This window comes from Pseudomonas sp. LBUM1649 (assembly GCF_059716155.1).
Window position 1 is genome coordinate 5,356,554 of record NZ_CP166807.1, and the last position, 26,019, is coordinate 5,382,572.

The window sequence follows — 26,019 nt, forward strand, 5'->3', positions numbered from 1 at the left end:
CGCCGACATGACTCAAGTCAATCTGACCACCGCCAACGAATTCATCGCCCGTCACATCGGCCCCCGTGCCGGTGACGAGCAAGCCATGCTCAACACCCTCGGTTTCGACTCCCTCGAAGCCCTCAGCGCCAGCGTCATTCCCGACAGCATCAAGGGCACCAGCGTGCTCGGCCTGGAAGACGGCCTGAGCGAAGCTGACGCCCTGGCAATGATCAAAGGCATCGCCAGCAAGAACCAACTGTTCAAGACCTTCATCGGCCAGGGCTACTACGGCACCCACACGCCGTCGCCGATCCTGCGCAACCTGCTGGAAAACCCGGCCTGGTACACCGCCTACACGCCGTACCAGCCGGAAATTTCCCAGGGCCGTCTCGAAGCCCTGCTGAACTTCCAGACCCTGATCAGCGACCTCACCGGCCTGCCGATCGCCAACGCCTCGCTGCTCGACGAAGCCACCGCCGCCGCCGAAGCCATGACCTTCTGCAAGCGGCTGAGCAAGAACAAGGGCAGCCACCAGTTCTTCGCCTCCGTGCATTGCCACCCGCAGACCCTCGACGTGCTGCGCACCCGTGCCGAGCCGTTGGGCATTGAGGTGGTGGTCGGTGACGAGCGCGAATTGAGCGACGTGACGCCGTTCTTCGGTGCCCTGCTGCAATACCCGGCGAGCAACGGTGACGTCTTCGACTACCGCGAACTGACCGAGCGCTTGCACGCTGCCAACGCCCTGGTGGCCGTGGCCGCCGACCTGCTGGCCCTGACCCTGCTGACCCCGCCGGGCGAATTCGGCGCCGACGTGGCCATCGGCAGTGCACAACGCTTCGGCGTGCCGCTGGGCTTCGGTGGCCCGCACGCGGCTTACTTCTCCACCAAGGATGCGTTCAAGCGCGACATGCCGGGCCGTCTGGTCGGTGTCTCCGTCGACCGTTTCGGCAAGCCGGCCCTGCGCCTGGCGATGCAGACCCGCGAGCAACACATCCGCCGCGAGAAGGCCACCAGCAACATCTGCACTGCGCAGGTATTGCTCGCCAACATCGCCAGCATGTACGCCGTGTATCACGGTCCGAAAGGCCTGACGCAGATCGCCCAGCGTGTGCACCAGTTGACCGCGATTCTGGCCAAGGGCTTGAATGCTTTGGGCTTGCAGGTTGAACAAGCAAACTTCTTCGACACCCTGACCCTGAACACTGGCGCGCAAACCGCTGCGCTGCACGAGCAGGCCCGCGCCCAGCAGATCAACCTGCGCGTGGTGGATGCTGAACGCCTGGGCCTGTCTCTCGACGAAACCAGCACCCAAGCTGACGTTGAAACCCTGTGGGCGCTCTTCGCCGCTGGCCAGACCCTGCCGGACTTCACCGCCCTCGCCGCTGCTACTCAAGCGACTATCCCGGCCACTCTGGTTCGCCAATCGCCAATCCTCAGCCACCCAGTGTTCAACCGCTACCACTCGGAAACCGAGCTGATGCGCTACCTGCGCAAGCTCGCCGACAAGGACCTGGCGCTGGACCGCACTATGATCCCGCTGGGCTCGTGCACCATGAAACTCAACGCCGCCAGCGAAATGATCCCGGTGACCTGGGCCGAATTCGGCGCCCTGCACCCGTTCGCCCCGGCCGAGCAAAGCGCCGGCTACCAGCAACTGACCGATGAACTGGAAGCGATGCTCTGCGCCGCCACCGGTTACGACTCGATCTCGCTGCAACCGAACGCCGGTTCGCAAGGTGAATACGCCGGTCTCTTGGCGATCCGCGCCTACCACCAGAGCCGTGGCGAAGACCGTCGCGACATCTGCCTGATCCCGTCCTCGGCCCACGGCACCAACCCGGCCACCGCACAAATGGCCGGCATGCGCGTGGTCGTCACCGCCTGCGACGCCCGCGGCAACGTCGACATCGAAGACCTGCGCGCCAAGGCCATCGAGCACCGCGAACATCTCGCGGCCTTGATGATCACCTACCCCTCGACCCACGGCGTATTCGAAGAAGGCATCCGCGAAATCTGCGGCATCATTCACGACCACGGCGGCCAGGTGTACATCGACGGTGCCAACATGAACGCCATGGTCGGCCTCTGCGCCCCGGGCAAGTTCGGCGGCGACGTCTCGCACCTGAACCTGCACAAGACCTTCTGCATTCCCCACGGCGGTGGCGGCCCGGGCGTCGGCCCGATCGGCGTCAAGTCGCACCTGGCGCCGTTCCTGCCGGGCCACGCGCACATGGCACGCAAGGAAGGCGCGGTGTGCGCCGCACCGTTCGGCAGCGCGAGCATTTTGCCGATCACCTGGATGTACATCCGCATGATGGGCGGCGCTGGTCTGAAGCGTGCTTCGCAGCTGGCGATCCTCAACGCCAACTACATTTCCCGCCGCCTCGAAGAGCACTACCCAGTGCTGTACACCGGCAGCAACGGCCTGGTGGCCCACGAGTGCATCCTCGACCTGCGCCCATTGAAAGACAGCAGCGGCATCAGCGTCGATGACGTCGCCAAGCGCCTGATCGACTTCGGCTTCCACGCCCCGACCATGTCCTTCCCGGTGGCCGGCACCTTGATGATCGAGCCGACCGAAAGCGAATCCAAGGAAGAACTGGACCGCTTCTGCGACGCCATGATCCGCATCCGCGAAGAAATCCGCGCGGTGGAAAACGGCACCCTGGACAAGGACGACAACCCGCTGAAGAACGCCCCGCACACCGCGGCGGAGCTGGTCGGCGAGTGGTCGCATCCATACAGCCGTGAGCAGGCGGTTTACCCGGTTGCCTCGCTGATCGAAGGCAAGTACTGGCCGCCGGTCGGTCGTGTCGACAACGTCTTCGGCGACCGCAACCTGGTCTGCGCCTGCCCGTCGATCGAAAGCTACGCTTAACAAATAAGGGGGCGGGTTTACTCGCCCCACTTTCAAGAACACCACAAAACCCTGTGGGAGCGAGCTTGCTCGCGATGACGGACTGACATTCACCATAAATGTCGACTGGAAGACCGCTATCGCGAGCAAGCTCGCTCCCACAAGGTTCGGTGCCAAGCACCAGATTCCGCCCATACCTATAACAAGAAACCGGAGAACAACCATGTCGTTAAGCGTGTTCGACCTGTTCAAGATTGGCATCGGCCCCTCCAGCTCCCACACCGTCGGTCCGATGCGCGCTGCTGCACGTTTCGCCGAAGGTTTACGCCGTGAAGGGCTGTTGGCTGCAACCACCTGCGTCAAAGTCGAACTTTACGGTTCACTCGGCGCCACCGGTAAAGGCCATGGCAGCGACAAGGCCGTGCTACTGGGCCTGGAAGGCGAACACCCGGACACCGTGGATACCGAAACCGTTGCCGCCCGTCTGCAAGAGATTCGCGGCAATGCTCGTTTGAACCTGCTCGGCGAACACAGCATTGCGTTCAATGAGAAAGAACACCTGGCGATGATTCGCAAACCCTTGGCCTATCACCCCAATGGCATGATCTTCCGCGCCTTCGACGCAGCGGGCCTGCAGATCCGCAGCCGCGAGTACTACTCGGTCGGCGGTGGTTTTGTCGTCGATGAAGACGCCGCCGGCGCCGACCGCATCGTCGAAGACGCTACCCCCCTGACCTTCCCGTTCAAAAGCGCCAAGGACCTGCTTGCTCACTGCGCCACCTACGGCTTGTCCATCAGCCAGCTGATGCTGACCAACGAAAGTGCCTGGCGCCCGGAAGCGGAAACCCGCGCCGGCCTGCTGAAAATCTGGCAAGTGATGCAGGACTGCGTCGCCGCCGGTTGCCGCAACGAAGGCATCCTGCCCGGTGGCCTGAAGGTCAAACGCCGGGCAGCAGCGCTGCATCGGCAATTGTGCAACAACCCCGAATCGGCACTGCGCGATCCACTGTCGGTATTGGACTGGGTCAACCTGTACGCCCTGGCGGTAAACGAAGAAAACGCCAATGGCGGGCGCGTGGTGACAGCCCCGACCAACGGCGCGGCGGGGATCATCCCAGCGGTGCTGCATTACTACATGCGCTTCATTCCCGGCGCGAACGATGACGGGGTGGTGCGCTTTCTGCTGACCGCCGCGGCCATCGGCATTCTGTACAAGGAAAACGCCTCGATCTCGGGCGCCGAAGTCGGCTGCCAGGGCGAAGTCGGCGTGGCGTGTTCCATGGCGGCGGGCGCCCTGTGCGAGGTGCTTGGCGGCACCGTGCAGCAAGTGGAAAACGCCGCGGAAATCGGCATGGAGCACAACCTCGGACTGACCTGCGACCCGATTGGCGGGCTGGTGCAAGTACCTTGCATCGAACGCAACGCCATGGGCTCGGTCAAGGCCATCAATGCCGTGCGCATGGCCATGCGGGGCGACGGGCAGCACTTCGTGTCCCTCGACAAGGTCATCCGCACCATGCGCCAGACCGGTGCCGACATGAAAAGCAAATACAAGGAAACCGCCCGTGGCGGTTTGGCGGTCAACATTATCGAGTGCTGATGCGCGCTCATCTTCACACTTCTCCAGGAGCTGAATATGTCCACCGAACAACTGTTGAAAACGCCGTTGCACGCCCTGCATATCGAATTGGGCGCGCGCATGGTGCCGTTCGCCGGCTATGACATGCCGGTGCAGTACCCGCTGGGAGTGATGAAAGAACACCAGCACACCCGCGAGCAGGCCGGCCTGTTCGATGTCTCGCACATGGGCCAGATTCGCCTGACCGGCGCCAATGCCGCCAAGGCCATGGAAACCCTGGTGCCAGTGGACATCGTCGACTTGCCGGTGGGCATGCAGCGCTACGCGATGTTCACCAACGAGACCGGTGGCATCCTCGACGACCTGATGGTCGCCAACCTGGGTAACGACGAACTGTTTCTGGTGGTCAACGCCGCCTGCAAGGACCAGGATCTGGCTCACCTGCGCAAGCACATCGGCGACCAGTGCACCATCGAGCCGCTGTTTGAAGAACGCGCCCTGCTCGCCCTGCAAGGTCCGGCCGCAGTGACCGTGCTGGCACGCCTGGCGCCAGAGGTTGCAAAGATGACCTTCATGCAGTTCGCCCGCGTGAAATTGCTCGGCGTGGAATGCTTTGTCAGCCGCTCCGGTTACACCGGCGAAGACGGTTTCGAAATCTCGGTACCGGCCGATAGCGCCGAGGCCCTGGCCCGGGCCCTGCTGGCCGAGCCTGAGGTGGCGGCCATCGGCCTCGGCGCGCGCGATTCGCTGCGCCTGGAAGCCGGCCTGTGCCTGTACGGCCATGACATGAACACTGACACCACCCCGATCGAAGCCAGCCTGTTGTGGGCCATCTCCAAGCCACGTCGTGCTGATGGTGTGCGCGCCGGCGGCTTCCCTGGCGCAGAAAGCGTATTCGCCCAACAACAAGCCGGTGTTACCCGCAAGCGCGTCGGCCTGCTACCGCAGGAACGCACCCCGGTGCGCGAAGGTGCCGAAATCGTCAACGAAGCCGGTGAAATCATCGGCAGCGTTTGCAGCGGCGGCTTCGGACCGACCCTGGGTGGCCCTTTGGCCATGGGTTACCTGGATAGCGCTTACATCGCCCTCGATACGCCGGTTTGGGCAATTGTGCGTGGGAAAAAGGTAGCGTTGCTTGTAAGCAAAATGCCATTTGTTCCACAACGCTACTATCGCGGCTGATTGACTGTTCCTATAAGTAACGCGGTTGCGCTTACACTGCACTAATGTGTAACGCAACCGCCATAAAACAGTGCATCGTTTGGCTCTAAGCTTCGATTATGAACTTTGCTTATAACGATCGAAAACAATTGAACACCGCCAGTGCATAAGCCCGTGCTAGTTGTCGGGTGTGCCAGCAACATGAGCAAATCCGGGCCTTCCACGGGGCTTGTTTTTTCTCCCGTAGTTGGCGTAGAGTTTGTTCACTGTGTTTGCATGGGTCGCTTGGAATCGTGACCTGGGCAGTAGCCTACAAGTTAGCTACATCCCGTTCGACGTCTTCTTACTCTCCTGCAACCAGCCCCAGTACTCTTTCATTTGAAGGAGACTGTCATTAATTTTTTGCGTCAAAGGAAATAAGAAATGTCCCAACGTCAGAGCGGTACCGTCAAGTGGTTTAACGACGAGAAAGGTTTTGGTTTTATCACGCCTGAAAGCGGTCCGGATCTGTTCGTGCATTTCCGCGCCATCCAGGGCAACGGCTTCAAGAGCCTGAAAGAAGGCCAGAAAGTGACTTTCATCGCCGTGCAGGGCCAGAAAGGCATGCAGGCTGACGAAGTACAAGCAGAAGCCTAATCTTCTGTAACGAAAAAGCCCCTGATGCTGACATCAGGGGCTTTTTTGTGCGCGTAAATCCGTAAAATGGCTTCTTTTGCGCCCAGAGGCTGCCATGTCGAAACACCTGCTCAAACCCCAGGGCGACTTCCCCGCCGTTGGCCTGGGTCGTCGCCTGGCAGCCATGTTCTATGACTTCCTGCTGTGTACCGCCCTGCTGATCGTCACCAGCGGGGTCTACAAGATGATCCAGATGGCGATCATCGGCGAAGAGAAAATGCGCACCCTCACCGAAGCTGGCGCGCTCGATGGTGATCCACTGCTTTCAACGGTGCTGCTGTTCGTGCTGTTCGGCTTCTTCGCCAAGTTCTGGACTTACTCCGGCCAGACCCTGGGCATGCAGGTCTGGGGCGTGCGCGTGCAGAACGCCGATGGCTCGTCCATCAGCTTGTGGCAGGCGCTGTTGCGCTTTGTGGTGTCGATCGCGTCGTTGCTGTGCGTGGGTCTGGGGTTCTTCTGGTCGCTGTTCGATAAGCAGAAACGCAGCTGGCATGACATGTATTCCGGCACCCAGCTGGTGCGCATTCCAAAGAAGACCAAGTAGTTTCGGCAGACAAAAATCACTGTGGGAGCGAGCCTGCTCGCGATGGCGGCGTATCAGTCAACATGCATGTGACTGACAGGCCGCCATCGCGAGCAGGCTCGCTCCCACAGTTTTTTTGCAACTAGCCGAGAGATATCAGGCGTTGCCAGCCAGCTTCATCCGCGCAGCCTGAGTAAAGTCGAGCATCCGCTTCAACGGCCGAATCGCCTGCGGAATCAACGCCGGATCAACAAAGATCTCGTTAGTCCCTTCCTTCAAGCTCTTGAGCGTGCGCTCAAGGGTGTTCATCGCCATCCATGGGCAATGCGCGCAACTGCGGCATGCCGCGCCGTTACCGGCCGTTGGCGCTTCAATAAAGACCTTGTCCGGGCACAACTGCTGCATCTTGTAGAAGATACCGCGATCGGTGGCGACAATCAGGGTCTTGTTCGGCAGGCTCTGTGCCGCCGCGATCAACTGACTGGTGGAGCCGACGGCATCCGCCAGCTCGATCACCGAGGTCGGCGACTCCGGGTGCACCAGGATCGCCGCATCCGGATACAACGCCTTCATGTCTTCGAGCTGCTTGGACTTGAACTCTTCGTGAACGATGCAGGCACCGTCCCACAGCAGCATGTCGGCGCCGGTCTGACGCTGAATGTAGGTGCCCAGGTGCTTGTCCGGCCCCCAGATGATGGTTTCACCGTTATCCATCAGGCTTTCGACGATTTCCAGCGCGCAGCTCGAAGTCACCACCCAATCCGCGCGAGCTTTGACCGCCGCCGAGGTATTGGCGTAAACCACCACCGTACGCTCCGGATGCTGGTCGCAGAACGCGGAAAACTCATCGACGGGGCACCCAAGGTCCAGCGAGCACGTCGCTTCCAGGGTCGGCATCAGGATGCGTTTCTCGGGGTTGAGGATCTTGGCCGTCTCGCCCATGAATTTCACACCGGCGACCACCACCGTCCTGGCCGGGTGGGCGTTGCCGAAGCGGGCCATCTCCAGCGAGTCGGAGACACAGCCTCCGGTCTCTTCGGCCAGGGCCTGAATCACCGGATCGCAATAGAAGTGCGCCACCAGCACCGCGTCCTGAGCTTTTAGCTCGGCGGCGATGGCGGCACGATAATAAGCTTCCTCATCGGCGGTCAGCGGCTTGGGCTGCTTGGCGTCGAGGTGGGCTTGAACCAGAAGGCGTTCGGGAATCTGCGTCATGTTCGCAAGACCTGCAGGCGCATTCGCGCGAAAGTCGAGTATACACCCGGCTCCGGACCCATCAGGGTACCGCCGGGAAAGTGAGTATTGATCAGGCACGGACAGCGTTGAAGCTGCGCAAGGCTACAGAATATCGGATGGATGCAAAAGATGATTCTGACCTGCGCCCTGCAGTACAGCCCAGGAATCGGGCGGAGTTAAATCGCGGGCAAAAAAAAACCCGGAAATCCTCACTTTCGTGGGCCTTCCGGATTTTCTAAACCGCCAAAAATGGTGGGTCGTGTGGGATTCGAACCTACGACCAATTGGTTAAAAGCCAACTGCTCTACCAACTGAGCTAACGACCCGCTGTGTGGTGGCGCGTATAATACTGATTTTTAAGGACTATTCAACACCTATTTTAAAATAATTCAAAAATAAGGTGTTGGGTCGCTGATTCCGGCCGCGGCAAAGCCTTCTGCACGCAGTCGGCAGCTGTCGCACTTGCCGCAGGCACGGCCGTTATCGTCGGCCTGATAGCAGGAAACGGTCAGGCCGTAGTCCACGCCAAGCTTTACACCTGCCTGGACGATCTGCGCCTTGCTGAGGTTTTGCAGCGGTGCCTGAATGCGAAAACCCTTGCCCTCTACGCCGGCCTTGGTCGCCAGATTGGCCATGCGCTCGAAAGACTCGATGAACTCGGGCCGGCAGTCCGGGTATCCGGAGTAATCCACTGCATTGACACCGATAAAGATATCCCGCGCACCGAGCACTTCTGCCCAGCCCAGCGCCAGGGACAGGAACACCGTGTTACGCGCAGGCACGTAAGTCACCGGAATACCTTCACCCGCGACTTCCGGGACGTCGATGCTGGTGTCGGTCAGTGCCGAGCCGCCCATGCCGTTCAGGTTAAGACCGATGACCTTGTGCTCGACCACACCCAGGTCGCGGGCGACGCGTTCGGCGGCGTACAGCTCAGCGTGAGAGCGCTGACCGTAGTCGAAGCTCATGGTGTAGCAGCTGTAGCCTTCGGCACGTGCCATGGCCACAACAGTTGCCGAGTCCAGGCCACCGGACAACAGGATGACCGCGCGTTTTTCAGCAGTGTTGAGTGGTTCAGTCATTTCAGCGCCCCGGCTCGTCATTCCATAGATATTTATGCAGCTGCAATTGCAAACGCACTGGCAAGTTGTCCGACACCACCCAGTCCGCCAGGTCTCGAGCATTGAGATCATGGTGGCTTGGCGAGAACAGGACTTCACCGGCGCGCTGGTCCAGACCGTACTGGATCAGCTTGGACACGGACCAGTCATAGTCTTCCCGCGAGCAGATGACAAACTTCACCTGATCGTTGGGCGTCAGCAGCTCGATGTTTTCGTAGCGATTGCGGTGAGCTTCCTTCGAACCCGGGGTTTTCAGGTCGACAACGCGACTGACCCGGGAATCTACCGCCGAGATATCAAGAGAGCCACTGGTTTCCAGTGACACTTCGTAACCGGCATCGCACAAGCGCTTGAGCAAGGGAATGGCATTGGGCTGGGCCAGGGGCTCGCCGCCCGTCACACAGACATAACGCGGCCGAAAGCCGGCTACTTGCTCGAGGATATCGTCGAGGGTGCGAATGGTCCCACCGGTGAAGGCGTAGGCGCTGTCGCAGTATTGGCAACGCAGAGGGCAACCGGTCAGGCGCACGAAAACAGTGGGCAGGCCAGCAGTCCGCGTTTCACCCTGCAACGAGTAGAAAACTTCGGTAATTCTCAATGTGTCTTGCATAGTCGCCACGGGCGTAACAGCTAAACAGGCTGTCCGCCTCCGTCAGGCACTTCAAGGAACCCCGGCAATGCGCAGGTCCCAAAAAGCGTGTTTCATAAAAAGGGCGTGAATTCTAACGAAAAAACCCGCGACAAGCGCGGGTTTCTTCGAAACGGGTCAAGCAGCCCTTACATTTTTTGCAGATCACGCTGGGCCAGCTGAGCGGCGGAAGTGCCCGGGTATTGCGACACAACCTGTTGCAGAATGCCTTTTACCTTGTCGGGATGACCCAGGCGGCGTTCTACATCAGCGAGCTTGTACAGCGAGTCAGGCACTTTGGGATGCTTGGGGTACAGCTGCGAAACCTTGGCAAATGCCTGACCCGCACCTTGCAGATCGCCTTTGGCCAGGTTCACTTCGCCCAACCAGTACTGGGCATTGCCTGCGTACTGGCTGTTCGGGTACTTGCGCAGGAAAGCGGCAAAAGCCTGGCTGGCCTTGTCGAAATCCTTGGCCTTGATCAGGTCGAAGGCAGCATCGTAATAGAGCTTTTCCTTCGCCGGATCCGCCGGCTCGCTACCCGCGGCGGGTGCTTGAGCGGCTGCCGCTCCTGCACCTGCAGCTGCGCCAGCTGCTGCACCGGGGGCGTTCAAATCGCCACCGGTGGAAGAATTTTCAGGAGTCGCGGCAGGTGCAACACCGCTTCCTATGCGCCGATCAAGATCCTGGTATCGCTCCAGGCTTTCCTGCTTCATGCGCGCTACATCATTTTGCAGAACCTCGATCACACCTTGCTGGCGCTCGATCTGTTGCTGCATTGATTGCAGTTGGTTGAACAGCTCGCCCTGTGCCGAGACAGGGGCCGAAACCCCTCCCCCGGCATAGGCGCCGTTCGTACCGTAACCTGCAGGCGGATAACTGGTCCCGCTATTGTTATAGCCGGAGTCGTTTTCGACCACAGGAACCGCAGCCCACGCCGCAAGCGGCGCGAGGCTGAGAGCCAGAACAGTTACAGCACGACGGCACGTTCGCATGACGAATTACTTACGCAGTTCGACGCGACGGTTTTGAGCCCAGGACTGCTCGTCGTTGCCGGTAGCAACTGGACGCTCTTCGCCGTAGGAAACCAGTTCCAGCTGAGCTGGGGAAACACCTTGCAGTACCAGGTAGCGTTGAACGGCTTTCGCACGACGCTCGCCCAGTGCCATGTTGTACTCACGAGTACCACGTTCGTCGGTGTTGCCTTCCAGAACAACGCGAGCGCCGTTTGCTTTCAGGTCTTTGGCGTGAACGTCCAGAGCGCGCATGGCTTCTGGCTTCAGGTCCGAGCTGTCGTATTCGAAGTAGAAAGTGGTGATTGCGCGCAGTGCAGCTTCTTCGCTCAGGGAGCCGTCAACTGCACCAGTGTTTGCGCCGTAACCAGCGTTTGGATCTACCGCGCCTTCACCGGCATTGTCGCCGCCTTTGGACGAGCAACCTACAGCTACAGCCATGGCCAGTGCCAGCGCAGCAAATTTACCAAACTTCAGCATTTCCATCGTGAAACTCCTAATGAACCCCAGTGTGTTAAGTACAACGTATAGCGCCGCGTCAGTTCAGGTAAGGGGACCAGGAAGGTTCTCTGACTTCGCCTTGAGCGGTAGGAAGCGGGAGCCTTACGCGTCCATTGATGGACACGAGCATCAAGACTCCCCGGCCCTGCTGGCGGGTGGCGTAGATTACCATGGTGCCGTTGGGCGCGACAGTAGGCGACTCGTCCAGAGTGCTATCAGTGAGGATTTTTACGCTACCGCGTTGCAAATCCTGGGCCGCCACCTTGAAATTGGTGAAACCTTCCTGACGATGGATCATCACCAGGGTCTTTTCATCAGCCGACAGCTTGGGGTTGGCGTTGTAGTTGCCCACGAACGTCACACGCTCGGCACCGCCACCGCTCACGCTGGTCTTGTAGATCTGCGGCTTGCCGCCACGGTCGGAGGTGAAATAGATGGTCGAACCATCCTTGCCCCAGAACGGTTCGGTGTTGATGCCCTGACCGTTGGTAACGCGACTGATCTGGCGTGAACCCAGGTTCATCACATAGATGTCCGGGTTACCGTCCTTGGACAGCACGAACGCCAGGCGCTGACCATCCGGCGACCATGCTGGCGCGCCGTTCAGGCCTTCGAAGTTGGTGATCTGCTCACGGCGACCGGTGTCGATGTTCTGCATGAAGATGCGCGGACGCTTCTGCTCGAACGAGACGTAGGCGATACGCTTGCCATCGGGAGCGAAACGCGGCGACAGGATCGGCTCGCGCGATTGCAGCAGGGTCACGGCACGGGCACCGTCATAGTCCGAACGCTGCAGTGTGTAACGCGTGTTCTTTTCGGAGAAGCGCTCGGCCGTCACGTACAGCAGGCGAGTCGAGAACGCACCCTTGATACCGGTGAGTTTTTCGAACGACTGGTCAGCGATGTAGTGCGACATGTCGCGCAACTGATCGACGCTGCCCGACACGCTGCCGGTGAGCACTTGCTGCTCGGTGGCGACGTTGAACAGGGCGTATTGAACCTGCAGGCGACCGCCCGCTGGCGCAATGCTGCCGACCATGACGTACTGGGCGCCCAGCGCCTTGAAGTCACGGAAGATGATTTCGCTGGCCTGGCTTGGCTGGCTGATCATGTTCTGCTTTGGAATCGGCGAGTAGTAACCCGAGTTGCGCAGGTCGTTACCGATGATTTCCGCCATGTCGTCCGGCAGCACGCTGCCGCCCTGGTTGCCGAACGGCACGACCGCGATCGGGGTGGCCCGATCGCTGCCGCTGGTGACCAGAATGTTTTTCTCATCTGCCATCGCCATCCCTGCCATGCAGCAGATAGCGACCAGCATTCCTCGAAGAAGGTTTCTCACAAGGCTAGATCCTCAGGTGTGAATGTCATCTTGAATGAACGATACGGAGCGAAATCGCTCGGCTTCATTCCCTGCATTTCTGTCAAACGTCCAATATTCTTCACCGCCGCTACCGCCGACGCGTCAAACGGACCATCGCCACTGGACCTGGAAACGCTGACCGAAGTCACCGTACCGTCCGGCAACATGCCGATTTGCAACACGACCGTCATGCCTTTGCGGGCCGAAGGTGGACGAGCCCAGCCTTCCGCTGCACGCGCTCGAATCAGGTCGTCGAAACTGCCAGCGACTTCGTCACCGAGCTCATCGGCCAAGGCCTGCTGACGCTGCGGCGTGTCGGAAAGCAAATCTGCCAGGGCCTGGGCCTTTTTGTCTTCGGCGGATTTACGTGCCGCATCCTGCGACTTCTTCTTCGCAGCATCGGCAGCAGCTTTCTTCTTCGCTTCGTCGGCGACTTTCTTCTTCGCCTCTTCAGCTTCAGCTTTCTTCTTGGCGTCTTCGGCGGCTTTCTTCTTCGCGTCTTCGACGATCTTTTTCTTCGCTTCTTCAGCGGCCGCTTTCTTGGCCTCTTCTTCAGCAGCCTTCTTGGCTTCTTCTTCCGCTTTCTTCTTGGCTATATCAGCCAATTGTTTCTCTTCTGCCTTCTTGGCTTCGGCGGTCTTCTTCGCTTCATCGGCTTTCTTGGCTTCGTCGGCTTTCTTGGCCTCATCAGCCTTTTTCGCCTCTTCCGCTTTCTTCGACTCGTCGGCCTTCTTGGCTTCCTCGGCCTTTTGAGCCGCTTCTTCTTTCTTTTGTTCCGCAGCCTTCACCGCTTCCTGCTCGACCTTCTTCTGTTCCATCTGTTCGACTTCGGTCTGGCGCGCGGCGGATTTCTTCGCCTCACCCGCAATCTTCTGATTGGTCTGGGTGGTTGCCTGACTTTTCGATTTCAGCTGGTACAGGGTCGCCTGGACAATCGGCTTGGCCGGCGGCAACTCCGGGGTGAAGGCAAAACTGACGAACAGCATGCCGAACACCAGCAAGTGCAAGCCAATCGCCCAGACACTAGGCCAGAAGTAGCTTTCCGAGGCGGACGGCTCTCGCTGTTGCTGCATCAGGGCGCCTCGGTAATCAAGCCAACATTACCCACGCCGGCTTTCTGCAACCCGCCCATGGCGCCCATGACGGAGCCGTAGTCGACACTCTTGTCACCGCGAATGAAGACCTGGGTGCGCTTGCCGCCTTCATTGCCCACGCGAATGATCTTGGTCACGGCGTCGGTCATTTGCGGCAAGGTCATGGCCCTGTCCTGCTGCTTCTCGGTGTCGACTTCGCTGCCAAGGTTCCAGTAGTAGGTCTTGTCAGACTTGATCGAAATGGTCAGGACCTGGGTGTTGTTGTCCTGCGGCAAGGCTTCGCTGGAAACCTTGGGCAGATCAACTTTCACGCCCTGATTGAGCATTGGCGCGGTCACCATGAAGATGACCAGCAGCACCAACATCACGTCGATGTAGGGCACCACGTTCATCTCGGCGACCGGCTTGCGCTTTTTGCGAGCTCGAGCGATTAAAGCCATTGGAAATTACCTGCTTATTCTTCGCTGGTGTGCACTTTGCGGTGCAGGATCGCCTGGAATTCATCGGCGAAGGTGTAGTAACGGCCCAGCAAGGTTTCGCTGCGGGCAGCAAAACGGTTGTAAGCGATAACGGCTGGAATAGCGGCGAACAGACCGATCGCGGTGGCGATCAGGGCTTCGGCGATACCCGGTGCCACAGTGGCCAGAGTGGCTTGCTGGGCAGTCGCCAGGCCACGGAAGGAGTTCATGATGCCCCAGACCGTACCGAACAGACCGATATACGGGCTCACGGAACCGACGGTGGCGAGGAACGGCAGGCTCTGCTCGAGCTTTTCTTCTTCACGGGAAATGGCAACGCGCATGGCACGGGCCACGCCTTCCATGACCGCCTCGGGATCGACCCCTGGCTGCTGGCGCAGACGGGAAAATTCCTTGAAGCCGGCGCGGAAGATCTGCTCGACGCCGGAATCCGGGTCCGGGTTGCTACCCGCCTGACGGTAGAGTTTGGACAGGTCGATACCCGACCAGAAGCGCTCTTCGAAGCTCTCCAGGGCGCGTCGACCGGCGCGCAGCAGGTTGCTGCGCTGAAAGATCATGATCCATGAGGTCACCGATGCGGCTACCAGGGTCAGCATTACCAGTTGCACCACGATACTGGCATTGCTGACCAGGCTCCACATGGAGGAATGGTCGACGACGTTAGCTTCCACGCTTTATCTCCTGCTTTGAGTGTGTACCCGCGCCGCTCACGGCGGCAAAGGCCGCTCGTAGAGCTTCGGGAATGGCCCGGGGTTTCAAACTGTCAGTGCGCACACAGGCCACCAAAAACTGCCCTTCACAGAGCAGCGCATCATCCGTAGCCCGCCTGACCTGCTGTTTGAAGCGCAGGCTGGCACGGTTCAATTCGATTACTTCAGCGCTTACCAGCAGTTCGTCGTCCAGTCGCGCCGGCGCGTGGTAGCGCGCTTCGCTGGAATGCACGACGAACAACAGGTCCTCCCCTGCCAGCTGCGATTGGGCAAAGCCCAGCTCTCGTAGCCGCTCGGTTCGAGCCCGTTCCATAAACTTGAGGTAATTGACGTAATACACGATGCCGCCCGCATCGGTGTCCTCGTAATAAACGCGACAACGATGTGCGAAAGGCTCAAGCCCGTTTTGCGCGCGCATACTCTAGTGCTTACTCCTCAGGTTGCCAATCCGGACAGGCAACTGTTTTTCAATGTTCTGCGGCTTTCGCGCAAAAGTACCGTCCTAGGACAGCACAATGGCGGAAAATTCAGCGCGCAAAAGTTAATTAATCGTCCACGGCATCGAGGAACTCGTCTACCACGGGCATCTCGCCCAATCGTGACGGAATGTTTAAGCCGAAGTGCAGGTACGCATGCCGTGTCACTACCCGGCCACGCGGCGTGCGCATGATATAGCCCTGCTGGATCAGGTACGGCTCCAGCACGTCTTCAATGGTGTGACGCTCTTCGCTGATGGCCGCCGCCAGGCTGTCTACCCCCACCGGCCCGCCATCGAACTTCTCGATCATGGTCAGCAACAGACGTCGATCCTGGTGATCGAAGCCACGCTCGTCGACATCCAGCAGGTTAAGGGCCAGGTCGGCAATCGGCTTGGTGATGTGGCCTTTGGCGCGTACTTCAGCGAAATCACGTACTCGCCGCAGCAAGCGGTTGGCGATCCGCGGCGTGCCACGGGCACGGCGCGCGATTTCGAAGGCGCCTTCCGGGTCCAGCGGCAAGCCAAGAATGCCCGCTGAACGACTGACAATCGTCGAAAGATCGGCAGTGTTGTAGAACTCCAGACGCTGGACGATCCCGAAGCGGTCACGCAACGGGTTGGTCAGCATCCCCGCCCGCGTGGTCGCACCGACCAGGGTGAACGGCGGCAGATCAAGCTTGATCGACCGCGCGGCCGGCCCTTCGCCGATCATGATGTCGAGCTGGAAATCCTCCATGGCCGGATACAGCACTTCCTCGACAATCGGCGACAAGCGATGGATTTCATCGATGAACAGCACGTCGTGGGGCTCAAGGTTGGTCAGCAACGCCGCCAGGTCGCCCGGACGCTCGAGGACCGGCCCCGATGTACTCTTGATCGACACGCCCATTTCCTGGGCGATGATATTGGCCAGGGTGGTCTTGCCCAGACCCGGTGGGCCGAAGATCAATGTGTGATCCAGGGACTCCTTACGCCCGCGGGCAGCCTGGATGAACAGTTCCATTTGCTCGCGAACGGTCGGTTGGCCAATGTATTCGGCCAGACTGACTGGACGTATCGCCCGGTCCTGGACTTCCTCGCGATCACGGGGGGCACCCGTGGCGGCGATCAGACGATCAGCTTCAATCACTTAGATCATTCCCTTCAGGGCACGACGAATCAGGTCTTCGCTGTTCAAGCCTTTCTCCTTGATTGCGGAAATCGCCTTGCTGGCTTCCTGTGGCTTGTAGCCCAGGGAGATCAGCGCGCTGACCGCGTCGTTTTCGGCGGTATTGACCGGCGCAGGGGCATCCGGCTGGTTGGGCACCAGGGCAAACATGGCCGGTACGGTTTCCCAGGCCTTGAAGCGATCCTTGAGCTCCACCAGCAGGCGCTCGGCGGTTTTCTTGCCCACGCCCGGCACCTTGGTCAGCGCCGAGGTGTCCTGGGACTGCACGCAACGTACCAACTCGTCGACTTCCAGGCTCGACATCAAGGCCAGGGCCAGTTTCGGCCCTACACCATTGAGACGGATCAGTTCGCGAAAAAAGTCTCGCTCACGTTTGCCGACGAAGCCATAGAGTAACTGCGCGTCTTCGCGTACGACCAAATGGGTATGCAGCGTCAGCGGTTCACCGACCGACGGCAGGCGATAAAGCGTGGTCATGGGCACTTCAAGCTCATACCCCAGGCCGTTTACATCCAGAATCAGGTGCGGTGGCTGTTTCTCAGCCAGTGTGCCGCGCAAGCGTCCAATCACGTTACAGATCCTTGAGCGTTGGCCAGCCCTGAGCCAGCGACTGAGAGAACAAGGGTTTTGCGCCGACAACACAGGCGCATGACCCTCATTCCAGAAAAATGATTGCTGATGCTATCAGAGACGCAGGCGCCCGCCACGACTGCGTGCCGCCCCCAGGCCATGGGGCAACAGGCTGGAACGGGTGTGCGCATGGCAAATGGCGATGGCCAGGGCATCGGAGGCATCGATTTGCGGTTTGCTGGTCAGCTTCAACATATGCATGACCATCATCTGGACCTGCTCTTTATTGGCCGCTCCGGTGCCGACCACCGCCTGCTTGACCTGGGTTGCAGTGTATTCGGCGATTTCCAGGTTTTCTTCCGCGCCGGCCACGATGGCCGCGCCACGGGCCTGCCCCAGCTTCAGGGCGGAATCGGCGTTACGCGCCATGAACACCTTTTCGATGCCCATGGTCACCGGACCGTAGGTCTGAATGATTTCCCGCACGCCGCGATAAACAATCTGCAGGCGCTCATGCAGCTCACCGGCACCGGTGCGGATGCAACCGGAGGCCACGTACTCACAGCCCCGACCGGTATCGCGTACCACGCCGTAACCGGTAATACGCGAACCGGGGTCGATACCAAGAATTAAAGTCATAACGCCTGCGGATTCAGTAAAAGCACGATATTCAATACAGTGAATAACAAATGTGGGAGCGAGCCTGCTCGCGAAAGCGGTTTCATATTCAGCAACGATGTTGCCTGAAAATCCGCATTCGCGAGCAGGCTCGCTCCCACAAAGGATCCTCGTCGCCCTTAACCGAGCTGTGCGGCCACTGACTCCGGAATATCGGCATTGGAGTAGACATTCTGCACGTCATCCAGGTCTTCTAGCATGTCGATCAGCTTGAGGACTTTCTCCGCCCCTTCCAGGTCCAGTTCGGCACTGGTGGTCGGCAGCATGACGATTTCTGCGTCATCACCTTTGAAACCGGCCGCTTCAAGCGCGTTACGCACGGAATAGAACCCGGCAAATGAGGTGAAGACATCGATGGAACCGTCTTCGTTGGTCACCACGTCATCGGCATCGGCTTCCATGGCCGCTTCCATCAGCGCATCTTCGTCAACGCCCTGGGCGAAGGAAATTTGTCCCTTGCGCTCGAACAGGTACGCCACCGAACCGTCGGTGCCGAGGTTACCGCCGCACTTGCTGAACGCGTGACGAACCGCGGCTGCGGTGCGATTGCGATTGTCGGTCATGCACTCGACCATCACCGCCACGCCACCCGGGCCGTACCCTTCGTAGGTCAGCTCGACCATATCGTCGGTATCGGCAGCACCGGCACCACGGGCAACCGCGCGATCAATGATGTCGCGGCTCATGTTCGCACCAAGGGCCTTGTCCAGCGCCAGGCGCAGGCGCGGGTTGGAGCCTGGATCGCCACCACCCTGACGGGCCGCGACGGTCAGCTCACGAATCCACTTGGTGAAAATCTTGCCCTTTTTGGCATCCTGACGTTCTTTGCGGTGCTTGATGTTCGCCCACTTGGAATGACCTGCCATAACTCGCTCCGAATTCTCTTTGAAACATTGCCCGCCGCGCTGTTTTGCGCCGGCCGGCAAACAAAAATCTTGAAGTGCTCTATGTATATAGAAAGGGCGCATCCGCAGATGCGCCCTGCAGGTGAGCCTTACTCAGCCTTGGGCGTTTCGCGCAGACGAATGTGCAGTTCGCGCAATGCCTTGGCATCGACCTGACCCGGCGCCTGAGTCATGACATCCGCCGCGCTCTGGGTTTTCGGGAAGGCGATCACTTCACGGATCGACTGGGCGCCGGTCATCAACATCACCAGACGGTCCAGGCCGAAGGCCAGGCCACCGTGCGGCGGCGCGCCGTACTTCAGGGCGTCGAGCAGGAAGCCGAACTTCTCTTCCTGTTCCGCTTCATTGATACCCAGCAGACGGAACACCGACTGCTGCATTTCTTTGCGGTGGATACGGATCGAACCGCCACCCAGCTCGGTACCGTTCAATACCATGTCGTAGGCACGGGACAGAGCGCCAGCCGGGTTGGCTTCCAGTTCTGCCGGGGTGCACTTCGGCGCGGTGAAGGGGTGATGCAACGCGGTGAAGCTGCCGTCGTCGTTCTCTTCGAACATCGGGAAGTCGACGACCCACATCGGCGCCCACTTGCAGGTCAGCAGGTCCAAGTCGTGGCCGAGCTTGATCCGCAGCGCGCCCAGGGCTTCGCTGACGATCTTGGCTTTATCGGCACCGAAGAACACGATATCGCCATCGACCGCGCCGACGCGATCGAGGATCACGTTGAGGTTGGCTTCAGGAATGTTTTTCACGATTGGCGACTGCAGGCCTTCTACGCCTTTGGCGCGCTCGTTGACCTTGATGTACGCCAGGCCCTTGGCACCGTAGATACCAACAAACTTGGTGTAATCGTCGATCTGCTTGCGCGGCATGCTTGCCCCGCCTGGAACACGCAGAGCGGCAATGCGGCATTTAGGGTCGTTGGCCGGGCCGCTGAACACCTTGAAATCGACTTCCTTGAGCTGGTCGGCAACGTCCACCAGTTCCAGCGGGTTACGCAGGTCTGGTTTGTCGGAACCGTAACGGCGCATGGCCTCTTCGAAAGTCATGTGCGGGAACTCGCCGAATTCCAGACCCAGCACTTCCTTGAACAGGTTGCGGATCATTTCTTCGGTCAGGCCCATGATGTCTTTTTCATCGAGGAAGCTGGTCTCGATGTCGATCTGGGTGAATTCCGGCTGACGGTCGGCGCGCAGGTCTTCGTCGCGGAAGCACTTGGCGATCTGGTAGTAGCGGTCGAAGCCAGCCACCATCAGCAATTGCTTGAACAGCTGCGGCGATTGCGGCAGGGCGAAGAACGAACCGGCGTGGGTACGGCTTGGCACCAGGTAATCACGCGCGCCCTCAGGGGTGGCGCGAGTCAGGATCGGCGTTTCGACGTCGAGGAAGCCGTTCTCGTCCAGGAAGCGACGGATGCTGGTGGTCATGCGCGAACGCAAACGCAGCTTCTCGGCCATTTCCGGACGACGCAGGTCCAGGAAGCGATAGCGCAGGCGGGTCTCTTCGCCGACGTCGGAGAACTCGTTCAGCGGGAACGGTGGGGTTTCCGACTCGTTCAGCACTTCCAGCTCATAGCCCAGGACTTCGATCATGCCCGACGCCATGTTGGCGTTGGTGGCACCGGCCGGACGCAGGCGAACCTTGCCGGTGATCTTCACGACGTACTCGCTGCGCACACGATCGGCAGCGGCGAAGGATTCAGCGCGGTCCGGATCGAACACCACCTGGGCCAGACCGTCACGATCACGGATATCGAGGAAAATCACCCCACCGTGGTCACGACGACGGTGGACCCATCCGCAAAGGGTAATTTCCTGGCCTTCCAGGCTTTCGTTCAGTTGGCCGCAATAATGGCTGCGCATCATGGTAGTGGTTTCACTTCTCGTAATTCGACATTCGGTTGGAGACCTTGCGTCGATCCGCAGACGGATGACGCAAGAGCTCGCGCGTGTGGTTCAACTCAGGTCCTGAACCCTAGTCAGCTTTGTCGCCGCCGGCCAGGTTCTTCTTGGAACCGGTCTTGAAATCGGTCTCGTACCAGCCCGTGCCGCTGAGGCGGAAGCCTGGCATGGACAGCATCTTCTTAAGCTCTGGCGCCTGGCACGCAGGGCAGTCGACCAACGGTGCATCGCTGATCTTTTGAATGGCTTCCAACTGATGACCACAGGAAGCACATTGGTAATCGTACATCGGCATGGGGGTTGTCTCGGCGATCAGATTGCTACCGCGCACGCTGGGTTTTGCGGCAAAGAGCGGGATTATATCCATTAAATGCAGCCTGTGCAGCCGTAAGACTGCACAGATCGACACGCTGCCCTTTGATCATCAGGTTCAAGCCATGACCGGGCAACTTCCTTCCTTGAGGCTGTGGACAACACAGACCACTCGCACCAGCCCACTGAAATTTCTCACCCCGCCATGACGCAAATGCACTTGGCGATCAACATGGGACAGCAACGCGCTGACCGAACAGCTATTGATCCTGGCCATGTCGGCCAAAATATCCCAATACACCTGCTCAAGCCGCAAACAGGTGGCAAAGCCATTCAATCGCACCGATCGGGATAACGGCTGGGCCAGCCCCATATCGAACTCACTGACAAATGGATCGATCCTTATATCCCTGGCCAGCCCACGCCGCCCCTCATCTCTCCCGCCTTCATATTCCATATCGCTGACACTCCTTTGCCATTTGCGGTTTCTATAAAAGCAATTTGAATGCTTATAAAAACGCCAGGGCAAAGTTATAGCCAGATGACTTTATGACCATCCGCGTAGGATAAGCCAACAACGGAAGGCAGATCAGGGAGAGCGTCCTAGTCCGGCACTTTTCCCACAGCAACAAGCGAAGATTCGCTCAAGCAACAGGCCGCCCATCCGAAGGAAAGGAGCGCGCGAACAACAGTGCCATCCACGCGCCGGCATCTCATTGATCCAGCAGTGCGCGGAGCATCCACGCCGTTTTTTCGTGGACCTGCATGCGCTGGGTCAGCAGGTCAGCCGTAGGTTCGTCGCTGACTTTATCGAGCAACGGGAAAATCCCGCGGGCGGTGCGCGTAACAGCCTCCTGTCCCGCCACCAGTTGCCTGATCATGTCTTCGGCAGCCGGTACACCTTCTTCCTCCTTGATGGACGACAGGCGCGCATAAACAGAATAGGCGCCCGGCGCCGGGAATCCGAGCGCGCGAATTCGCTCGGCAATCGAATCGACCGCCAAAGCCAGCTCGTTATATTGCTCCTCGAACATCAAATGCAGGGTGCGGAACATCGGGCCGGTGACATTCCAATGGAAGTTATGGGTTTTCAGGTAAAGCACATAGGTGTCCGACAGCAGGCGCGAAAGTCCGTCGACGATGGACTTGCGGTCCTCTTCACTGATACCGATATCGATTGCCATGTTTTTCCCCTAAAGGTGATGAAGTTCATCCAACAGGTGCAGGACCACTCTAGCAAGCCTGTCGCCAGACCGCAGCCCGGATGCCCCGCCGGGCGGCGGCAAGGCCCTCCGATACACCGCTCGACTCCTTGATTTGAGTAGGCTGCAGCTTTGCTGTTAAATAGGCAGCGTGTCGTCAGTGCCTATTTTTTCGGGCGCGGCGCATAGGCTGATACCGGGTACGTGTCCAACGCCTCTTATTTATTCCGAAGCGAACCGTGCGCCATCAGCTCTTCCTTGTGAGCTGTCTTAACGTGAGTTAATCAAAATGTTGAAAATCGTCCACCTGCTGATAGGCGCAGCGGCCTTGCTGCTGTCCTTCTTCCCTAGCCTGCGATCCGAAGCCCTGCCTTACCTGCAACAACCCGAGGCACTGTACCTGGCCTTTTTTGGCCTGCTCAACCTGACGCTTGCCCCGGTTATCCCTTACTGGAACAAAGGCCCGCGCCATCAACTGCAGAACCTGGTCAGCGCCCTGCTGGTTCTGGCTGTCGTCCTGCAAACCCTGACGCTGATCGCGGAGATTTCGGTCATTGCCGGCCAGCCTGCCGTGCTGTTCAGCCTGGTTGCAGCCCTGATCGCTGTTGCCCTGCACCTGGCCATCAGCTTCTACAAATCGTCACCGGCCGCCGCTTCGCCTAGCTATGACATGAGCAACCGCGATACCGGGACCGTTAAGTGGTTCAACACCTCCAAAGGCTTCGGCTTTATTTCCCGCGACTCCGGCGACGATATTTTCGTGCACTTCCGGGCCATTCGCGGTGAAGGCCATCGCGTTCTGGTCGAAGGCCAGCGCGTCGAGTTCTCCGTCATGAATCGTGACAAAGGCCTGCAAGCCGAAGACGTCATCGCCGCCCTGCCGCGACGCTGATCAAAGGCAATAAAAAACCGCGAACATGTTCGCGGTTTTTTATTGCCTGCGCTTCTATTAGTAGTGCGGTGGCGGCTAGTAGTGCGGTGGCGGCGCTTCTTCTTCGAAAGACTCGAACTGGCCGACCATTTCCTCTTGCCGCTTGAGCAGCGCGGCCATTTGCAGCTGCAGGCGCTCGACCACCCGCTGCTGCGCCACCAGGACATCATTCAACGCCTGGATGGTGTCATCTTGAAACGCCAGTCGGCTTTCAAGGTCGGTTACGCGCTCTTCGAGGCTCATGACTCAACCCTCCACAAACGTAAAATCATCGGTCAACACCAGGCGCAGCCGTTCGCGAATCGCCGCGACCTGCTCTGCACTGTAGGGCCTGGCCGGATGCTTGCCCCAGATCGGTGCCGGCCAGGCCGCGTCGTCACGCTTGCGCACGATCACATGCATGTGCAACTGACTGACCACGTTGCCCAGGGCAGCGACGTTCAGCTTGTCGGCATCGAACGAATCCTTGAGCAACTCTGACAACGAGGTTGTTTCCTGCCACAGCTGCAGCTGATCGGCGACGCTTAACTGAAATATCTCGCTGATATCGTCCCTGCGTGGCACGAGGATGAACCAGGGGTAGTTCGAATCATTGGACAACAGCAACCGACAAAGCGGGAAATCGCCGATCGGTAGTGTGTCTTGTTGAAGTCGTGGATCTAAATCGAACACTGCGCATACTCCCGCCAGGTCATCATTTGTCAGCTTAGCGCCCCTCCAGAGAGATCGCGCGCCAGGCCACTGGACGGCAGCATACCCTGCCGGCTTCACGACGAACCACTGCCTATGCCGCTCGAGGTTCAACAAATGGCTCAAGTCCGCCCCGAGATGAGACATTTTCTGCGAAAACGCACCATTACAGAACCAGCACGCTTTAAAAAACGCCGAAATGACCAGAAAACCACGGCCTGTTCACACTACGTAAACGCCCGACTGTTTGAATTCAGCACAGTCATTGAAATTTTTTGCACCAAAACCGCACAGTACGTCTACGCTGAGTGCTTCGCATATCCGCCTTTTACTCACTGGAGGGGTGAACCGGTAACGCTTTTGCTTGTCACGCGAGCAGACAGAAGGCTGAAACACGATGCCGACCTCGGCGTCAAGCCCGAAGTAAAGAAGCATGCCCCCCCGGCTTTATGAGGTTTTTACCGCATCAGGCAGCCAGACAGAAAAAAAAATCGATGGATTTCTGATTTGTGCACGCTTGTTGCATTGATACCCACATCGTCTATAAGGCAACCGCTGGAAGCGGGCGGCCTTAAGACCAAGAAAACAGTGGCAGGGTAGCCCGATGGAGATTCAAACGTTTCACCAGGGACTCTTTTTATCGATGCGCCAGTCCAGAAAAACAGCACTAAAGTTGTCAGTCCGGTTGCATCGGGGCTGTAAATTTGCGACATCTAGCTAGCCGTTTACGACAGGGTCGTAAAGAAGCTGAAAGGTTAGATGCGCAAGTATCGCCAACATTGTCGGCGTGATATAAGTTTGCGCCGACACAAAAAGAAAGAGCCGCCCAGATAATAAAACAGGTGGGACGGCAGTACTCTTCTAAAAACCAAAGGAGCAAATCACGATGCGCGTGATGAAGTGGAGCATGATCGCACTGGCTGTTGCAGCAGGCACCTCGCAGTTCGCAATGGCGTCCTCCCAGGACGAATCCAAGGGTTTCATCGACGATTCGAGCCTGAAACTCAAAACCCGTTTTGAGTATATGAACCGCGACTACAAAAACGGTGCAAGCAACCCATCCAGCGGCACCGCCGGCTATCGCCAGGACTCCGGTCTGAGCCAGTTGCTCTCTTACGAGTCGGGCTTCACTCAAGGTACTGTTGGTTTCGGCCTTGACGCCATGGCCATGGGTTCGGTCAAACTGGACGGCGGCTCGGGCAAGCGCGGCAACGGCCTGTTCGCCAACGACAGCGACGGCAACCCGGAAAAATCCCAGGGCAAGGTTGGCGGTGCAGTGAAACTGCGTCTGTCCGACACCGTCCTGAAATACGGCCAGCAATTCGTTGCCAGCCCTGTATTCGCCACCGACGACAGCCGTCTGCTGCCAGAAGTCGCTACCGGCACCCTGCTGACCTCCAAGGAAATCAAAGGCCTGGAAGTAAGCGCTGGTCGCTTCACCGCACTGAGCAAACAAACCGGTATGGCCCGTGACAGCATCGGCGGCCTGCCAGATGAAGATGGCTTTCACTCCAAAGGCCTGAGCGACGGCATCAACATCTTCGGTGCCAGCTACGCCTTCACCGACAACTTCACCGGCGCCATCGCTGCATCGGATGCTGAAGAATACTTCAAGAAGTACTACGTCAACCTGAACCTCACCGTGCCAATCAACGACGAACAGTCGCTGAACTTCGACCTCAACGGTTACAAAACCAAGGGCGACAAACGTGGTGACCTGGTTGACGCCATCGGCGACGGCACCCTGGGTGTGGACAACAACCTGTGGTCCCTGGCAGCTGCCTATAGCCTGGGCGCTCACAAGTTCACCCTGGCTTACCAGCAGTCGAGCGGCGACAACGCTTACTACTACGGCGTTGACGGCAACAGCACCATCTTCGTATCCAACTCCATTCAGATCTCCGACTTCGTGGGCCGCGAGGAGAAATCCTACCAAGCTCGCTACGACCTGAACATGGCGACCTACGGCGTACCTGGCCTGAGCTTCATGACCCGTTACGTAATGGGTGACAACATCAAAACCAACGGTTTGGGTGAAGGCAAGGAAAACGAGTGGAACCTGGAGTCCAAGTACGTAGTACAGGAAGGTCCTGCGAAAGACCTGTCTTTCCGTGCACGTTTCGCCAACTACCGCTCGAACGGCGCGTACAGCGGCTACTCGTCTGACGTCTACGACACCCGCCTGATCATCGAGTACCCACTGAGCATCCTGTAATCAGGGTGTAAAACCGGAACTCTGTAGATCAAGAAACCGCCCACCTCTTC

28 protein-coding genes and 1 tRNA gene are annotated in these 26,019 nt (G+C 58.9%); 8 read left to right on the plus strand and 21 right to left on the minus strand.

Annotated features, from left to right (window positions below; genetic code table 11):
- The first annotated feature begins 7 nt into the window (after nucleotides 1-7).
- The 5 genes from gcvP (at nucleotide 8) to ACA058_RS24785 (ending at nucleotide 6,798) form a co-directional block, all read left to right on the plus strand.
- The gene (gene gcvP, locus ACA058_RS24765) at nucleotides 8-2,860 is read left to right on the plus strand and encodes an aminomethyl-transferring glycine dehydrogenase (RefSeq protein WP_497636314.1); all 2,853 of its coding nucleotides are present in this window, start codon (nucleotides 8-10) and stop codon (nucleotides 2,858-2,860) included.
- A 202-nt stretch (nucleotides 2,861-3,062) separates the two neighbouring features.
- Entirely contained in the window at nucleotides 3,063-4,439 is a 1,377-nt protein-coding gene (locus ACA058_RS24770; RefSeq protein WP_497636315.1) for an L-serine ammonia-lyase, read from the plus strand.
- A gap of 36 nt (nucleotides 4,440-4,475) precedes the next feature.
- Nucleotides 4,476-5,600 carry a glycine cleavage system aminomethyltransferase GcvT gene (gcvT, locus tag ACA058_RS24775; RefSeq protein ID WP_497636316.1) on the plus strand — a complete coding sequence of 375 codons (1,125 nt, stop codon included), beginning with the start codon at nucleotides 4,476-4,478 and terminating at the stop codon, nucleotides 5,598-5,600.
- Nucleotides 5,601-6,002: 402 nt separating this feature from the next.
- Entirely contained in the window at nucleotides 6,003-6,215 is a 213-nt protein-coding gene (locus ACA058_RS24780) for a cold-shock protein (RefSeq protein ID WP_007977299.1), read from the plus strand.
- Nucleotides 6,216-6,309: 94 nt separating this feature from the next.
- Nucleotides 6,310-6,798, plus strand: a complete 489-nt coding sequence (locus ACA058_RS24785) for an RDD family protein (protein WP_497636317.1) — start codon at nucleotides 6,310-6,312, stop codon at nucleotides 6,796-6,798.
- 135 nt (nucleotides 6,799-6,933) lie between these two features.
- Here ACA058_RS24785 and nadA read toward each other — a convergent pair whose 3' ends face one another.
- From nadA to ACA058_RS24880, 19 genes are all read right to left on the minus strand, one after another.
- A complete protein-coding gene (nadA, locus tag ACA058_RS24790; protein ID WP_497636318.1) occupies nucleotides 6,934-7,992 on the minus strand; it encodes a quinolinate synthase NadA in 1,059 nt (352 codons plus the stop codon).
- Nucleotides 7,993-8,263: 271 nt separating this feature from the next.
- Nucleotides 8,264-8,339 (minus strand) — tRNA-Lys (locus ACA058_RS24795).
- 63 nt (nucleotides 8,340-8,402) lie between these two features.
- Nucleotides 8,403-9,095 carry a 7-cyano-7-deazaguanine synthase QueC gene (queC, locus tag ACA058_RS24800; protein WP_497636319.1) on the minus strand — a complete coding sequence of 231 codons (693 nt, stop codon included), beginning with the start codon at nucleotides 9,093-9,095 and terminating at the stop codon, nucleotides 8,403-8,405.
- A gap of 1 nt (nucleotide 9,096) precedes the next feature.
- On the minus strand, nucleotides 9,097-9,744 hold the full coding sequence (gene queE / locus ACA058_RS24805; RefSeq protein ID WP_497636320.1) for a 7-carboxy-7-deazaguanine synthase QueE: 648 nt from the start codon (nucleotides 9,742-9,744) through the stop codon (nucleotides 9,097-9,099).
- 167 nt (nucleotides 9,745-9,911) lie between these two features.
- On the minus strand, nucleotides 9,912-10,757 hold the full coding sequence (ybgF, locus tag ACA058_RS24810; protein WP_497636321.1) for a tol-pal system protein YbgF: 846 nt from the start codon (nucleotides 10,755-10,757) through the stop codon (nucleotides 9,912-9,914).
- A gap of 6 nt (nucleotides 10,758-10,763) precedes the next feature.
- Entirely contained in the window at nucleotides 10,764-11,261 is a 498-nt protein-coding gene (gene pal / locus ACA058_RS24815; RefSeq protein WP_003178634.1) for a peptidoglycan-associated lipoprotein Pal, read from the minus strand.
- 52 nt (nucleotides 11,262-11,313) lie between these two features.
- Nucleotides 11,314-12,594: a Tol-Pal system beta propeller repeat protein TolB gene (tolB, locus tag ACA058_RS24820; protein WP_497639997.1), complete on the minus strand. Its 1,281-nt coding sequence runs from the start codon at nucleotides 12,592-12,594 to the stop codon at nucleotides 11,314-11,316.
- 17 nt (nucleotides 12,595-12,611) lie between these two features.
- Nucleotides 12,612-13,709 carry a cell envelope integrity protein TolA gene (gene tolA / locus ACA058_RS24825; RefSeq protein WP_497636322.1) on the minus strand — a complete coding sequence of 366 codons (1,098 nt, stop codon included), beginning with the start codon at nucleotides 13,707-13,709 and terminating at the stop codon, nucleotides 12,612-12,614.
- Nucleotides 13,709-14,161, minus strand: a complete 453-nt coding sequence (gene tolR, locus ACA058_RS24830) for a protein TolR (RefSeq protein ID WP_162135951.1) — start codon at nucleotides 14,159-14,161, stop codon at nucleotides 13,709-13,711. The genes tolA and tolR overlap by 1 nt, the downstream gene beginning before the upstream one ends.
- Before the next feature lie 23 nt (nucleotides 14,162-14,184).
- Nucleotides 14,185-14,880 carry a protein TolQ gene (gene tolQ / locus ACA058_RS24835; protein WP_007995636.1) on the minus strand — a complete coding sequence of 232 codons (696 nt, stop codon included), beginning with the start codon at nucleotides 14,878-14,880 and terminating at the stop codon, nucleotides 14,185-14,187.
- The gene (ybgC, locus tag ACA058_RS24840) at nucleotides 14,870-15,337 is read right to left on the minus strand and encodes a tol-pal system-associated acyl-CoA thioesterase (RefSeq protein ID WP_046818806.1); all 468 of its coding nucleotides are present in this window, start codon (nucleotides 15,335-15,337) and stop codon (nucleotides 14,870-14,872) included. The genes tolQ and ybgC overlap by 11 nt, the downstream gene beginning before the upstream one ends.
- Before the next feature lie 127 nt (nucleotides 15,338-15,464).
- Nucleotides 15,465-16,526, minus strand: coding sequence for a Holliday junction branch migration DNA helicase RuvB (ruvB, locus tag ACA058_RS24845; RefSeq protein ID WP_497636323.1), 1,062 nt, complete (start codon nucleotides 16,524-16,526; stop codon nucleotides 15,465-15,467).
- The gene (ruvA, locus tag ACA058_RS24850; RefSeq protein ID WP_497636324.1) at nucleotides 16,527-17,135 is read right to left on the minus strand and encodes a Holliday junction branch migration protein RuvA; all 609 of its coding nucleotides are present in this window, start codon (nucleotides 17,133-17,135) and stop codon (nucleotides 16,527-16,529) included.
- 114 nt (nucleotides 17,136-17,249) lie between these two features.
- Nucleotides 17,250-17,774, minus strand: a complete 525-nt coding sequence (gene ruvC / locus ACA058_RS24855; RefSeq protein WP_020798460.1) for a crossover junction endodeoxyribonuclease RuvC — start codon at nucleotides 17,772-17,774, stop codon at nucleotides 17,250-17,252.
- Between the two features lie 158 nt (nucleotides 17,775-17,932).
- Nucleotides 17,933-18,679 carry a YebC/PmpR family DNA-binding transcriptional regulator gene (locus ACA058_RS24860; RefSeq protein WP_272603363.1) on the minus strand — a complete coding sequence of 249 codons (747 nt, stop codon included), beginning with the start codon at nucleotides 18,677-18,679 and terminating at the stop codon, nucleotides 17,933-17,935.
- A 128-nt stretch (nucleotides 18,680-18,807) separates the two neighbouring features.
- Nucleotides 18,808-20,583, minus strand: a complete 1,776-nt coding sequence (gene aspS, locus ACA058_RS24865; protein ID WP_497636325.1) for an aspartate--tRNA ligase — start codon at nucleotides 20,581-20,583, stop codon at nucleotides 18,808-18,810.
- Between the two features lie 109 nt (nucleotides 20,584-20,692).
- Complete coding sequence (locus ACA058_RS24870; RefSeq protein WP_007977333.1) at nucleotides 20,693-20,914, minus strand: FmdB family zinc ribbon protein; 222 nt, start codon at nucleotides 20,912-20,914, stop codon at nucleotides 20,693-20,695.
- Between the two features lie 135 nt (nucleotides 20,915-21,049).
- Entirely contained in the window at nucleotides 21,050-21,388 is a 339-nt protein-coding gene (locus ACA058_RS24875) for a ribbon-helix-helix domain-containing protein (RefSeq protein ID WP_497636326.1), read from the minus strand.
- A 256-nt stretch (nucleotides 21,389-21,644) separates the two neighbouring features.
- Entirely contained in the window at nucleotides 21,645-22,115 is a 471-nt protein-coding gene (locus tag ACA058_RS24880; protein WP_180205182.1) for a Dps family protein, read from the minus strand.
- Between the two features lie 307 nt (nucleotides 22,116-22,422).
- Here ACA058_RS24880 and ACA058_RS24885 point away from each other — a divergent pair, with 307 nt between their 5' ends.
- Nucleotides 22,423-23,025 carry a cold-shock protein gene (locus tag ACA058_RS24885; RefSeq protein ID WP_020798465.1) on the plus strand — a complete coding sequence of 201 codons (603 nt, stop codon included), beginning with the start codon at nucleotides 22,423-22,425 and terminating at the stop codon, nucleotides 23,023-23,025.
- Nucleotides 23,026-23,100: 75 nt separating this feature from the next.
- Here ACA058_RS24885 and ACA058_RS24890 read toward each other — a convergent pair whose 3' ends face one another.
- Together ACA058_RS24890 and ACA058_RS24895 are read right to left on the minus strand one after the other, a co-directional pair.
- On the minus strand, nucleotides 23,101-23,307 hold the full coding sequence (locus ACA058_RS24890) for a SlyX family protein (RefSeq protein ID WP_007977339.1): 207 nt from the start codon (nucleotides 23,305-23,307) through the stop codon (nucleotides 23,101-23,103).
- Nucleotides 23,308-23,310: 3 nt separating this feature from the next.
- Nucleotides 23,311-23,736, minus strand: coding sequence for an HIT domain-containing protein (locus ACA058_RS24895; protein ID WP_497636327.1), 426 nt, complete (start codon nucleotides 23,734-23,736; stop codon nucleotides 23,311-23,313).
- A gap of 135 nt (nucleotides 23,737-23,871) precedes the next feature.
- Here ACA058_RS24895 and ACA058_RS24900 point away from each other — a divergent pair, with 135 nt between their 5' ends.
- Complete coding sequence (locus tag ACA058_RS24900) at nucleotides 23,872-24,207, plus strand: hypothetical protein (protein ID WP_497636328.1); 336 nt, start codon at nucleotides 23,872-23,874, stop codon at nucleotides 24,205-24,207.
- 433 nt (nucleotides 24,208-24,640) lie between these two features.
- Entirely contained in the window at nucleotides 24,641-25,969 is a 1,329-nt protein-coding gene (locus tag ACA058_RS24905; RefSeq protein ID WP_497636329.1) for an OprD family porin, read from the plus strand.
- The last annotated feature ends 50 nt before the right edge of the window (nucleotides 25,970-26,019 follow it).